Raw genomic sequence first — 12,679 nt, 5'->3', positions numbered from 1 at the left:
CGACGCCCGGAAGGTGGCCCGCGTGACGCCCGAAGGTGGCTGTGCGCTGCCTGACGCACCGCTCCACGAAGGCGGCTGCCCCGCCCGACGGCCCGACGGGGGCAGCCGCGTGCCGCCTCAGATCTCGGACACCACCACGTCCAGCGCCCACGGCGTGCCGCGCTTCGCCGGGGCCGCGGCCTCGACCGTCCACCCCAGATCACGCCACACGTCGGCCAGTTGCGCGGGAGTCCTCGGCTGCGCCCCGGCCTCCAGGAGCTGCCGGGTGAGCCGTCCCTTCGTCGCCTTGTTGAAGTGGCTCACGACGGTCCGCCGCACGACCCCGTCCACCTCGCGCTCGTGCAGCACCCGCACCGTCGCCGTACGGCCCGCCACCGCCCCGGCCGGCCGCCACGCGGGCGTGTACGCCGACGACCGCAGGTCCAGCACCAGCCCGCCGCCCGCGAGTTCGGGCAACGAGGCGTCCAACGCCGTACGCCACAACGCGGGCAGCGCCCCCAGCCCCGGCAGCCGCACCCCCATCGACAGCCGGTACGGGGGCACCCGGTCGGTCAGCCGCAACGCGCCCCACAGCCCCGAGAACACCAGCATGCTGCGGGACGCCCGCTTCGCCGCCGCCTTGTCCAGCGTGGCGAGCGCCAGGGCGTCGTACAGCACCCCTGTGTACAACTCCGCGACCGGCAGCGTCGGTGCCTCGCGCAACTCCAGATTGCGCAGTACCTCACCGCGCAGCTTCGGCCCCAGCCCCAGCACTTCGAGGGCCTTCATCTCATCGCCCTCGCACAACGTCACCAGCGAGTCGATCACGCGCTCACGGGCCGGGGTCAACCCGGGCAGCGAAAGCCCGGCCAGATCAAGCGCAGGGCCGGAACCCCCGGCAGCCTTGCCTTCCGAGGGCGGCAGCAGGACGAGCACGGACGGAACTCCCGAAGACGCACGAATGATGGCCCTACCCTACGACGCCCCCACGACCCCGAATAATGACGCGCCCATCGTCCCGGTCCGGCTCCCGACACCGCGGCCGAGTGATGTGGGCGATGCGGTCGGCCGACGGCGGCGCACCTCCGGCGCACCCGAGGCAAACCCGGGCGAATACCGCTCAATCATCCGCTCCAGGCTTAAGCTCGGCTTCGTGCCCCGACGGAACATGCATCTCCATGCTGGCGATGGCGCGCGGCTTCGTGCCGGATTTGCCGAGCTGCGTGCCGACCTCGGGCTCCCGGAGGGGTTTTCGCCCGAGGTCCTGGACGAGGCCGGGCGGGCGGTGCCGCGTCTGACCGGAGGGGACGCCACTGGCATTCCCTTTTTCACCGTCGACCCGCCCGACTCGATGGACCTCGACCAGGCGATGCACCTCGAACGCCGGGGTGACGGCTACCGCGTGCACTACGCCATCGCGGACGTCGCGTCTTGGGTCGTGCCGGGTGGGGCCGTCGACGCGGAGACCATGAAGCGCGTCGAGACGCTGTACCTGCCGGACGGGCGCGTGCCGTTGCACCCGCCTGCGTTGTCCGAGGACGCTGCGAGCCTGCTGCCCGGGCAGGACCGTCCGGCCGTGCTGTGGACCCTCGACCTCGACGCGGGCGGTGACCTGACCGGGACCGATGTGCGCCGTGCCACCGTGCGCAGTCGGCGGCGTCTCGACTACGCCGAGGCGCAGCGTCTGATCGATGCCGAGTCCGCCGACGAACCCCTGGCGCTGTTGCGCGAGATCGGTCGGTTGCGGGAACGCGTCGAGCGCGAGCGCGGCGGCGTCAGCCTGCCGATTCCCGAGCAGGAGATCGTGCGGCGCGGTGACACGTGGGAGCTGGAGTTCCGGGCGCCGGTGCCCGCCGAGGGGTGGAACGCGCAGATCTCGCTGCTGACCGGGATGGCCGCCGCCGACCTGATGGCGAACGCCGGGATCGGCATCCTGCGCACCCTGCCGAGCGCCCCGGTCGGTGCCCTCGAACAACTTCGGCGCGTCGCGCGGGCCTTGGACGTGGACTGGCCGGACGGCGCGACGTACGGCGACGTGATCCACGGCATCGACCCCGCGCGGCCGAACAACGCCGCGTTCCTCCAGGAGGCCACCGGATTGCTGCGCGGCGCGGGCTACACGGCGTTCGACGCGGGTGTGCCGGAACCGGCCGTGCATGCCGCGGTCGCCGACGAGTACGCGCACGTGACCGCGCCGCTGCGGCGGCTCGTGGACCGGTTCGCGGCGGAGGTCTGCGTGAGCGTGGCGGCCGGGGACGACGTCCCCGAATGGGTCGCGGCCCGGCTGCCGGTCCTGCCCAAGACCATGGAGACGGGCGACCGCAAGGCGCACGAGGTGGAGCGCGAGGCCGTCGACCTCGTCGAGGCGGCCGTCCTCGCACCGTACGTCGGCGAGGAGTTCGACGCGGTCGTGGTCGACCTCAACGACAAGGGCGACGCGGGCACCGTGCAACTGCGTGCGCCCGCGGTGCGCGCCAAGTTCTCCGGTGCCGGTCTCAAACTGGGCTCGGCGGTGCGGGTACGGCTGACCGAGGCCGACCCCGCGAAGCGCCGCGTACGCTTCGCCCCGGCCTGACCGCTAGGCTGGGAGCGCGGCGGAAGAGCCGGCCGGGCGGCCGCGTCGGGGCCCTCCGGGGTCCCGCCGAGGAACGTCCGGGCTCCGCAGGGCAGGGTGGTGGGTAACGCCCACCTGGGGCAACCCACGGGACAGTGCCACAGAAAACAGACCGCCAGGCGTCCTCGGACACCTGGTAAGGGTGAAACGGTGGTGTAAGAGACCACCAGCGCCCGAGGTGACTCGGGCGGCTAGGTAAACCCCACCTGGAGCAAGGTCAAGAGGGAGTCGGAAGACTTCTGCGCAGGCGTTCGAGGGCTGCCCGCCCGAGCCTGCGGGTAGACCGCTTGAGGCCGACGGCAACGCCGGTCGTAGATGGATGGCCGCCGCCGCCCGGACCGCGAGGTCCGAGCGGACACAGGACCCGGCGTACGGGCCGACTCTTCCGCCGCCTTCCGGGCCCGGTGTCCCGCACTGCATGTACGTGCAGTCCGGGACACCGGGCCCGGGCCGTTCCGGTCGACCGCCGGACCCCGGAGCGGTCCTCCACCACCGCGGGGGTCGGCGGCACGGCCGGTCGGCTTATGGGCGTGACCCGCCGTAACACCGCGTGCCGGGCCACGGGAAAGGCTGTCAGACCGTCAGGTCGTCCGGCTTGGCCGCCTTGTCGACGGGCAGGAAGTCGTCGGGCACCGGGTATTCGCCGAGCAGGTAGCGCAGGATCGCGGCGTGCATGGCCTCGACGGGTGCGATGGTCGCCGCCGTCTCGATCCCCGCGGGCGCGGTGACGTTGAACTGGGCGAACAGGTATGTCTGCGCGGCCTGGTCCTCCAGTTGCAGGGCCAGCTTCGCGACGCCGGGGACGTCGGTGACCTTGCCCAGCGCCTCGGTGACGGCGGCCTGGCTTTTGAGCGGCACGCTTGTGATCGGCGGCTTCCCGGCCTGGGTGAGCACGTTGTTCCACACCTTGGCGTGGTCGGCGTGCTGGGCCATCGCGGTGGTGGCGAAGTTCGCGACGGCCGGCGGCACGGTGCCGAGCTTGCCCGCACCGGCCGCCTGGATCGCCGCCTGGTACGCGCCGACGGCCTGGTTCTCCAGCGCCGTCGCGAGCGCCACCACGAGCAGGTCGCCGGTGTACGTCCCGCCGGACGGCGCGGGAGCCGCCTGCCCGGTCGCGGACGGCGACGACTTGGCGGACGAGCCGCTGTCGTCGCTGCACGCGGCGAGCGCGAACGCGGACAGCCCCGCCACGCCGAGCCCGCGCAGGAACCGGCGGCGGTCCATGCCGTCCGACGGAGGCCGGGCCTCCTGCCGCCGCAACTGCGCGCCGAGGTCCGCGGCGGCGTCCTGCATCTGCGGAAGGGTCGCCCGGTGCGCCTCGTCGACCTCGCGGGTCAGCGCCGCGAGGTCGGCCTCGGACCCGGGGAACTGCTGCTGATGGCGGGTCACTTCACGGCCCCTTCGGTGATCGGGGAGGCGTCCTTGGTCGGGTAGAAGGAGTCGGGGAACCCGACCGAGCCGGCCGCGGCCGGCAGCTTGGCGGCGTCCGGCGGCAGCGTGATCAGGTCGGCGGCGTTGCCTGCGAGCAGCGCCTGCACCGCGAGCAGGACCGCCTTGTGCTGGGCCTCGACCGGGGCGACCGAGCCGAACAGGCGGCGCAGCGCGGGGTCGGAGACCTGCGAGACGTTCTTGGTGTACGTCTGCGCGGCGACGTCCTCCAGCGTGATCGCGAGCTTGACCACGTCGGCGGGGCCCTTGATGGTGGGCAGCGCCTGCTGCACGATCGCCGCGTACTTCGGGTCCGGCCCGGTCTGCTCCTTGCCGCCCGCCTTGACCGCGGCCGCGTTGAACGCCTGGGCGTGCGCCCTGTGCTGCGCGGTGGTGCGCTCGATGAACGCGACCACGACCTTGTTGCCGTCCTTGATGAACGGCAGTCCGGCCGCCGTGGTGTAGACGTTGACGGCCAGGTTCTCCAGTGACGCCGCGGTCTGGAGCGCCATCACGTCGTCCGCGGCGCTCGCCGCGGTCGCGCGGCCGGTGCCCAGCAGCACCGCGCCCGCCGCCGCGGCGCCCAGGAAGCCGGGACGCCACCAGCGGCGGTTCCGGTGCCGCTCCTCGGCCGCGGAGTCGGCGTAGTCGTCGAGTGACGTGCGGGTCGTGCGGGTCGCGTCGCTGTGGAGGTCCTCGGACTGCTCGGTGAGTTCCGCCAACAGCCGGGTGTCGATGGGCTCTGCCACCACGGCTCCTTCCGTTCCCCCCGCCCCGTGCGGGCAGGTACGGGGGGTTCGCGCCGAGTCCCGGGGCGGATTGGCGGCGTTCCGGAGAAGATCCGAATTCACTCGAAGGGGTTGCCTCGTGCCCGCCAAGGGCGTGCCGGATCACACCGGCAGCGCGATCACCGCGACCGGTGCGGAGGTGGGCTGCGGGGACCCGCCGTCGGGTTCCACGGTGACCCCCACGGCGGTGGCGCCGTCCGCGCCGCCGGTCAGCAGCGCCGCCGAGGAGACGCGGTCGTACGGCAGGAATCCGGCGGGTGCCATGTGCCCGTCCCGCGCGTACCAGAGCTGGTACACCGATCCCGGGGGAGGCTCGGGCAGGCCCGCCGCCAGGAACACCGCCTGGTTGCGGCCGGCCGAGACGACGACCGTGCCGGTGGCGCCGTTCCCGAAGCGTGTGCCGGCGGCGCGGGCGTCGGGCGCGGACAGTACCTGGCCGAGCTGGGCCTGCCGGTCGGCCTGGCGGCGTACCTCCTCCTCCGCGTCGCGGGCGTCGGAGCGCGCCTCCTGGGCCCGGTCGTGCTGCCACAGCGCGATGCCGCCGGACGCCCCCGCGACGACGAGGCACGCCGCGAGCACGGCCCGGGGCCCGTGGCGGCGCAGCCGGTCGTTCCACAACGGTCGCGCGGGCGGCGGGCCCTCCTGGCGTACCGTGCGGATCGCCCGCATGACCCGCTCGCGCATGTCGTCCGGAGGTTGGGCGCCGGGCGTCGCACCGCCCAACCGGGCTGCCGTGGCCGCGAGTTCGCGCGCCTCGGTCCGGCAGGACCCGCAGGTGCGCAGGTGGTTCTCGAACACCGTCCGCTCGCGTTCGGTGAGGGCGTCGAGGGCGTACGCTCCCGTCCCCAGGTGGATGGTGCCGTGGTCGTCCCGCATCGCGCGCTCCCTCACAGTGCGCTCACCCCCAGGCAGTCGCGGAGCCGGATCAGGGCGTCGCGCAGCCGGGTCTTGACCGTGCCGAGAGGGAGCGCGAGGCGTTCCGCGACCTCCCGGTAGGTGAGCCCGCCGTAGTAGGCGAGCGTCACCGACTCGCGCTGCAACTCGGTCAGTCCGTGCAGGCAGCGGCGCACCTGGCGCTGCTCGAAGTTGGCCTCGACCTGCTCGACGACGTCGTCGTACGGCCGAGCCGTGCCTTGCGCCGCGGCGCGGTCCCGGCGGTGCCGCTCGGCCTCCTCGGCTCGGACCCGGTCGACGGCGCGGCGGTGGGCCAGGGTCAGCGCCCAGGTCCAGGCGCTGCCCTTGGCCGGGTCGAACCGGGCGGCGGTCCGCCACAGTTCGAGCATCACCTCCTGGGCCACCTCCTCCGACTGCGCCGGGTCGCGGACGACCCCGCGCACCAGGCGGTAGACGGGCCCGGCCACCACGTCGTACACCTCTGCGAACGCTCCCTCGTCGCCGCACGCGGTCGCCCGCAGGCGCTCGTCCAACAGCGGACCCGCGTGCGGGGGCAGCGCCGAGGAGCCGGACGCGGGCCGCATGGCGTTCATGCGGCTCCCTCGCCGGTCGCGTGTCGGCGGTACCCGGCGGCGGGGCAGGAAATATGGCGCATGCCGGGGGTTCGGCGGCCGCGATGCTCCGGATTGGCGTGATTCGCACGCGCGCGGCTCCGGGCGGCGCCGCCGGGGACCGGAGTCCTGTGGGCGCGGCGGGTACGCTCCAGGCGCAGTCGTCGTACGCGCGCAACCGCCGGGGAGGCAGCATGGCGAACCACCGAAGCGGCAGGTCCGGGGTGCACGGGCGGGTTGCGCGCCGCGGCCCGGGCGAGCTCGAAGGCGAGGTCCTGGCCCTGCTCTGGACCGCCGGGGAGCCGCGGACCGCGACGTGGGCGCAGGAGCAGTTGGGCGGGGGCCTGGCGTACAGCACGGTGGTGACGATCATGTCGCGGCTGTACGAGAAGGGGCTGCTCACACGGGTCCGCGTCGGCCGCTCGTACGCTTACCTGCCGCTGATGGACGAGGCCGGCATCGCGGCCCGCCGCATGCGCCAGGTGCTGGAGCAGGAGCCGGACCGGGCGGCGGTGCTGGCGAGCTTCGTGTCCGACCTGTCCGACGAGGACGAGCAGACGCTGCGCCACCTGCTGGAGCGCATCACCTCGGCCGCGGACCGCGGCGACGACGAGGGCTGACATGCGTCTGGCCGTGTACCTGCCCCTGGTGCTGCCGCTCACGGCGCTGCCCGTCGCGCGCCTGGCGGCCGACCACCTGCACCCCAGGACCGCGACCCGGCTGCTGACCGTGGTCGCGGCGGTGCTGGCGGCGTGCAGCACGCTGTGCCTGGCGCTGCTCATGGTCGTCGGCACCGCCCAGGTGCCGGGCAATCCGCTGCCGGACGGGTGGGCCGATCCGGAGGTGCGCGAGGAGGTCCCGCACGTACGCGTGACCGGCACCGTCGCGATCGCCGGGCTGCTGGTGGTCCTGGTCGCGGCGGTCACGGTCGCGCGCCGGGCGCTGCGCGTACGCCGCGACGCGCGCAAGGCGATCGCGGGGCTTCCGGTCGCCGGGGACGTGGCGGTGCTGCCGGACGACGACCCGTACGCGTTCGCGCTGCCCGGCCGCGAGGGGCGCGTGATCGTGTCGACGGGCATGCTGCGCTGCCTGAGCGCGGCGGAGCGGCGGGCCCTGATAGCCCACGAGCGTGCGCACCTGGAGCGCGGGCACAGCCGTGTGCTCTTCGTCGCGCGGTTGGCCGCGGCGAGCCAGCCCCTGCTGCGGCCGCTGCGTACCGCGATCGGCTACACCGTGGAGCGCTGGGCGGACGAGGAGGCCGCGGTGGCGGTCGGCGACCGCCGGACGACGGCGCGCGCGGTGGGCAAGGCGGCGCTGGCCGCGCGCGGGGGAGGGCCGGTGGGGCTGCCGGCGTTCGCGGCCCCGGCGCCGGGGGCGGTGCCGCGGCGGGTTGCCGCGTTGCTCGGACCCACGCCCGATCCGTCCTGGCCCACGCCGCGTTCCCGAACGGGATTGGCCGCGATTGTGGCCGCTGCGGGGACGACTGTGTCGGTGGTGTCGGCGCTGAACGCGAGCGTCGCGCTGTTCGTCATCCTGAAGGCGGCGACGCCGCTGTAGGGCTCGCTTGTTCGGGCTCGGCCTCGTCGTGAGGCTGCCCCTGGACCCCGCGTCCCGACGTGCCACCCCTGGCCCCTGGCCCCCGGCTCCGGACCCCGCGTCCCTGCCCCCTGCCTCCCTGCTCCCCGCGTCCCTGCTCCCCGCGTCCCTGCTCCCCGCGTCCCTGCCTTCCCGCCTCCTCGCCTCCCCGCCCGGGAACCCGACGGCGATCCGCGCACGTTGTCATCTACGAATCTGTAGATTGCTCCTGCTCGGGCGGACGGCCGTCCACCCGACGGCACCGCCCGACCTGGGGAGACACGCATGGCCATCTGGGACAAGTTCAAGCAGTCCGCGCAGAACATGCAGACGCAGTTGCTGGCCAAGAAGAACGACCTGAAGTCCGGCGCGTTCCGCGACGCCAGCATGGCGATGTGCGCGCTGGTCGCGGCCGCGGACGGGCACATCGACCAGACCGAGACCGCGAAGGTCGCGCAGCTCATCGCCGACAACGAGGTGCTGCGCAACTTCGAGAAGGACGACCTCCAGCGCCGCTTCCACGACTACGCCAACCGCCTCCAGACCGACTTCCAGGTCGGCAAGGTCGCCGTCATGCAGGAGATCGGCAAGGCCAAGAAGAAGCCGGACGAGGCCCGCGCGGTCATCCAGATCGGCATCGTCATCGGCGGCGCGGACGGCGACTTCGACGCGCAGGAGCGCGCCGTGGTCCGTGAGGCATGCTTCGCCCTCGGCATCGCGCCGATCGAATTCGACCTGTGACGACGGCTCCGGCCCTGTCCTGCGCTTTGCGTTGTTTTTACAATGATGGAGAAACGGCGTACGCGGGGGCGTCCGCGCCCCCGCGTACGCCGCCGACAGATTGAGAGGTGTCCGGGTCCCCGATGGACGATCCCGCGAGTTGCCATAGACCGCCGCTTCCCCGGGAAGTGGCACCCCGATGACCGAAGTGATCCTGCTCGCCGTCGCGATCCTGCTGGTCGCGGCCTGCGCGGTCTTCGTGGCCGCGGAATTCTCGCTGACCACCGTCGACCGCGGCACCCTCGAACGGGCCGCCGTGTCCGGTGAGCGCGGCGCCGCGGGCGCCCTCGCCGCGGTCAAGCGGCTGACCGTACAACTGTCCGGCGCGCAGCTCGGCATCACGGTGACCTCGCTGGTCATCGGCATGCTGGCGCAGCCGTCCATCGCCGTTCTGCTGAGCGGCCCGCTGGAGGCGGTCGGCCTGGCCGAGGGAGCGGCGGACACCGTGGCCCTGGTGCTCGGCATCACGCTCTCCACCGTGGCCCTCATGGTCTTCGGCGAGCTCGTGCCCAAGAACTGGGCCATCTCCCACCCCCTCGCGGTGGCCAGGAAGGTCGCCGGTCCGCAGCGCGTGTTCACCGCGGCGTTCGGACCGCTGATCACCCACCTCAACCGGACGGCGAACCGCGCGGTCCGCCGCGCCGGCCTGGAACCGGTCGAGGAGCTGGCCTCCGCCCGCAGCCCGCAGGAGCTGGTCGCCCTGGCCCGGCACTCGGTACGCGCGGGCACGCTGGAGCCGGACACCGCCGACCTGTTCGTCCGCGCCGTCAGCCTCGGCGACCTGACCGCCGAGCAGATCATGACGCCGCGCGTCCGGGTGCACGGCGTACGCTCCGACGCCCCGGTCGGGGGCGTGATCGCCATAGCCCGCGCGACCGGCCACTCCCGCTTCCCGGTCTACCGGGACAGCCTCGACGAGGTCACCGGCTTCGTGGACCTCAAGGCGGCGCTCGCCGTCCCCGAGGACGAGCGGGACCGGCAGACCGTCGCGGCCATCGCCGTCGAAGCGGTCCTGGTGCCCGAGACGCTGCCCGGCGACGACCTGCTCGACCGGTTGCGCGGCGAGCAGACCATGGCCGTGGTGATCGACGAGTACGGCGGCACCGCCGGAGTGGTGACCCTGGAGGACATCGTCGAGGAGGTCGTGGGCGAGGTCCGCGACGAGCACGACACCGACGAGGTCCCCGAGGTCGTCGCCACCGAGCCGGACGCGACCGGGCACCCGACGTGGGATCTGGACGGCGGCTACCGCATCGACCAGTTGGAACGCCTCGGCCTGCGGGCGCCCGAAGGGCCGTACGAGACCGTCGCCGGACTGGTCGCGCACCAGCTGTCCCGCATCCCGGTGGCAGGCGACTCGGTCGAGCTGGGCGCCTGGCGGTTCGACGTGACCGAGGTGACCCAGCACCGCGCGGCCCGCGTGACCCTCACCGGCCCGCGCCCCGACGCGACCGGCGGTCCGGCCGACGACCAGTGGCCGGACCGGACGCACGACGCCGCCCGGCAGGCACCGCAGACCCGGAACGCACCGCCGACCCGGCCCGACAACGGCCCGGCCCCCGAGGACGGCCCCCGATGACCGTCGTCCAACTCCTCGTCGGCGCCCTCACCCTCGTCACCAACGCCTTCTTCGTCGGTGCGGAGTTCGCCCTGATCTCGGTGCGCCGCAGCCAGATCGAGCCTCTCGCGGCCGACGGCAACCGCCGTGCCCGCCGCGTCATCTGGGGCCTGGAGCACGTCTCCGCGGTCCTGGCCACCGCTCAGCTCGGCATCACCGTCTCCTCGCTGGTGCTCGGCGTGGTCGCCGAACCGGCCATCGCACACCTCATGGAACCGGTGTTCCACGCGGCGAGCGTGCCGGACGGCGCGGTGCACCCGGTGTCGTTCGCGCTGGCGCTCACCCTCGCGACGTACTTGCACATGCTGCTCGGCGAGATGATCCCGAAGAACATCGCGCTGGCCGCGCCCGCCCGCACCGCGATGGTGCTCGGCCCCGGCCTTGTGGCCATGACCCGCGGCCTGCGCCCGGTGATCTTCGCGATCAACAAACTGGCCAACGGCATCTTGCGGATGCTGCGGGTCGAGCCCAAGGACGAGGTCAACGCGGCCTTCACCGGGGACGAGCTGACCCGCATGGTCGACGAGGCGCGCGACACCGGCCTCCTCGACGACGACGAGAGCGAACTGCTGCGCGACGCCCTGACGCTGGGCGAACGCCCGGTCTCGGACATCGTCCTGCCCCTGCACCGGATGGTGCAGGCGCCCGCCGACGTCAGTCCGCGCCTGCTGGAGCAACTGGCGGTGCGCAGCGGCTACTCGCGCTTCCCCGTCGTCGCCGACAGCGGGGCGGTACTGGGCTATCTGCACGTCAAGGACGCCCTGGAGGCGGACGACCGCGACGCGCCGTTCCCCCGGAAGGCGCTGCGCCGCACCACGACGGTCACCGCGGACACGCGGCTGGACGACGTCCTGACCGCCATGAGACACACCGCCTCGCATCTCGCGGCGGTCACCGACGCCGACGGAAGGCTCATCGGTGTGGTGACCATGGCCGACGTCCTGAAGGAACTGGTCGGCCGACGGCACCGTGTCACCTGACGGGGCAACGGCCCCGGCAGTCGTTTCGTGCGCTGGAATGGGGGTTTGCCGGTGATCGGATTCATCGTCAGCACGCTGTTGTTCGTGGCCGTGTGCGGATTCGCGGTCAGGGTGCAGAAGGAGGGGAAGCCCAGGAGGGTGCCCGTCCCGCCACCGGGAACCCTGGGCCTGTACGAATTGGCCTACCTGGCAGGCGGACCCGCACGGGCCGCCGACGTCGCACTGTTGGCCGCGCGGGCCCGCGGCGGCATCGGTATAGCCGCCAACGGCCAGGTGGCCGTCCAACACGCCGAAACCCCGGACGCGGTGGCGGCCGACGTGCTTGCCGCCGTCCAGTCGACCGGCCCGGGGCCGGGGGCAGTGCCCGGTGCCGTTCCCGGCCCCGGTGCGGACCTCGCGTCGGCGCGGACCGCCGTCGCGGCCCGGCCCTTCGTCCGCGCCGCGCGCGAGCGGGTGTTCGACCTCGGGCTCGTCAACCCCTCGGCCCGCAACCCCCGGCTGCGTCCCGCGCGGGTCGCGCTGTGGATCGTGCCGCTCGTCGCGATCGCCGGACTGTTCCTGGAGCCGTACGCCGGATCCCCCGGTGACGGCGTGTGGATCGCCAACCTGGTGCTCGTGGTGGTCGGGACGGCGGCCGGCATCGGGTCGGCGTACCTGCTGTTCAGCCGCTACGACAAGTTGCGCGCGCCGCTCACCGACAGCGCCATCCACTACCTGTGGTCCCAGGTCCGCGACGAACAGGGCCTCGCGACGCTCGCCGCCGCGGTACCCGGCGGCGCGGGGTTGGGCCCGGTCGCGCTGGCCGGTCCGGCGGCGGGCGGCGACCCGTCGACGGCCGCCGCGTTCGGCCATGCCGCGCAGGCCACGATCGGCCGCATCCTCGGCGACGGCTGGACCGAGCAGCAGTGGACCACCAACGCGACCGTGCAGGGGCCCTTGATCGGGCCGTCCTACTTGGACCTGCACCGTCAGGCGTCGAACCCTGCCGCGGCCGCACCCGGACAGGTACCGCAGGCACCGTCGGCGCCCGGCGCGAACCTCGGGTTCCAGGTCCCGTCGCAGGGCGGGCACGGGGCGCCGCAGCCGTACGGTCCCTACAGCGGCGGGCCCCCGGTGTGGGAGAACGCCCCGGGCGCCACCGGTGGCCCCGAGGGAGGCGGCGAGCAGCCCTGAGATCGCGGGCGGGCGTGCTTGCCGGGCGGGAGCCGTGACTCCGCCGACGGAGGCGTCGCCTGCCGCGTGCCGGGGCGTCACCGGGCCGCCAACCGGCCGAAACCTTGCGGTAGTTCAATAAGCGTCGGGAGTACGGGCAGGTCGGACCATGGGATCTACATTGATGTAGATTCATGGTCGCCCGAACGCCCGCGGCTCGAAGCGCGCCCGCTGCCCGGACGGCCCCACCGCGGGCGTCC

At 73.5% G+C, this 12,679-nt stretch carries 12 protein-coding genes and 1 other RNA gene; 8 read left to right on the top strand and 5 right to left on the bottom strand.

Going from position 1 to position 12,679, the window contains the following annotated elements; genetic code table 11:
* Positions 1–117 precede the first annotated feature (117 nt).
* A complete protein-coding gene (gene yaaA, locus ACRX5S_RS11700) occupies positions 118–915 on the bottom strand; it encodes a peroxide stress protein YaaA (protein WP_436772806.1) in 798 nt (265 codons plus the stop codon).
* A 232-nt stretch (positions 916–1,147) separates the two neighbouring features.
* On the opposite strand from yaaA, the gene ACRX5S_RS11695 reads away from it, so the two are divergent.
* Both ACRX5S_RS11695 and rnpB read left to right on the top strand, forming a co-directional pair.
* Positions 1,148–2,554: an RNB domain-containing ribonuclease gene (locus tag ACRX5S_RS11695; protein WP_436772805.1), complete on the top strand. Its 1,407-nt coding sequence runs from the start codon at positions 1,148–1,150 to the stop codon at positions 2,552–2,554.
* A 24-nt stretch (positions 2,555–2,578) separates the two neighbouring features.
* Positions 2,579–2,981: RNase P RNA component class A (rnpB, locus tag ACRX5S_RS11690), an RNA gene on the top strand.
* Positions 2,982–3,166: 185 nt separating this feature from the next.
* Here rnpB and ACRX5S_RS11685 read toward each other — a convergent pair.
* The 4 genes from ACRX5S_RS11685 to sigK all read right to left on the bottom strand — a co-directional run bounded on the left by ACRX5S_RS11685 (position 3,167) and on the right by sigK (position 6,296).
* Positions 3,167–3,982 (bottom strand): ferritin-like domain-containing protein, encoded by an 816-nt coding sequence (locus ACRX5S_RS11685; RefSeq protein ID WP_436772804.1) that lies wholly within the window; start codon positions 3,980–3,982, stop codon positions 3,167–3,169.
* On the bottom strand, positions 3,979–4,770 hold the full coding sequence (locus tag ACRX5S_RS11680; protein ID WP_436772803.1) for a ferritin-like domain-containing protein: 792 nt from the start codon (positions 4,768–4,770) through the stop codon (positions 3,979–3,981). Before ACRX5S_RS11680 ends, ACRX5S_RS11685 begins: the two co-directional genes overlap by 4 nt.
* Positions 4,771–4,911: 141 nt before the next feature.
* A complete protein-coding gene (locus ACRX5S_RS11675; protein ID WP_436772802.1) occupies positions 4,912–5,685 on the bottom strand; it encodes an anti-sigma factor in 774 nt (257 codons plus the stop codon).
* An 11-nt stretch (positions 5,686–5,696) separates the two neighbouring features.
* Positions 5,697–6,296 (bottom strand): ECF RNA polymerase sigma factor SigK, encoded by a 600-nt coding sequence (sigK, locus tag ACRX5S_RS11670; RefSeq protein WP_436772801.1) that lies wholly within the window; start codon positions 6,294–6,296, stop codon positions 5,697–5,699.
* 212 nt (positions 6,297–6,508) lie between these two features.
* On the opposite strand from sigK, the gene ACRX5S_RS11665 reads away from it, so the two are divergent.
* The 6 genes from ACRX5S_RS11665 (at position 6,509) to ACRX5S_RS11640 (ending at position 12,440) form a co-directional block, all read left to right on the top strand.
* Entirely contained in the window at positions 6,509–6,934 is a 426-nt protein-coding gene (locus ACRX5S_RS11665) for a BlaI/MecI/CopY family transcriptional regulator (RefSeq protein WP_436772800.1), read from the top strand.
* Position 6,935: 1 nt separating this feature from the next.
* The gene (locus ACRX5S_RS11660) at positions 6,936–7,871 is read left to right on the top strand and encodes a M56 family metallopeptidase (protein ID WP_436772799.1); all 936 of its coding nucleotides are present in this window, start codon (positions 6,936–6,938) and stop codon (positions 7,869–7,871) included.
* A gap of 303 nt (positions 7,872–8,174) precedes the next feature.
* Positions 8,175–8,630, top strand: a complete 456-nt coding sequence (locus ACRX5S_RS11655; protein ID WP_436772798.1) for a tellurite resistance TerB family protein — start codon at positions 8,175–8,177, stop codon at positions 8,628–8,630.
* 178 nt (positions 8,631–8,808) lie between these two features.
* Complete coding sequence (locus ACRX5S_RS11650; protein WP_436772797.1) at positions 8,809–10,248, top strand: hemolysin family protein; 1,440 nt, start codon at positions 8,809–8,811, stop codon at positions 10,246–10,248.
* Positions 10,245–11,267 carry a hemolysin family protein gene (locus ACRX5S_RS11645; RefSeq protein ID WP_436772796.1) on the top strand — a complete coding sequence of 341 codons (1,023 nt, stop codon included), beginning with the start codon at positions 10,245–10,247 and terminating at the stop codon, positions 11,265–11,267. The genes ACRX5S_RS11650 and ACRX5S_RS11645 overlap by 4 nt, the downstream gene beginning before the upstream one ends.
* A 51-nt stretch (positions 11,268–11,318) precedes the next feature.
* Positions 11,319–12,440, top strand: coding sequence for a TIGR04222 domain-containing membrane protein (locus ACRX5S_RS11640; RefSeq protein WP_436772795.1), 1,122 nt, complete (start codon positions 11,319–11,321; stop codon positions 12,438–12,440).
* Positions 12,441–12,679: the final 239 nt, after the last annotated feature.

The sequence above is a fragment of the Yinghuangia sp. YIM S09857 genome (assembly GCF_051388915.1).
Lineage (GTDB): Bacteria > Actinomycetota > Actinomycetes > Streptomycetales > Streptomycetaceae > Yinghuangia.
This window is presented reverse-complemented; position numbering and strand designations above follow the sequence as displayed.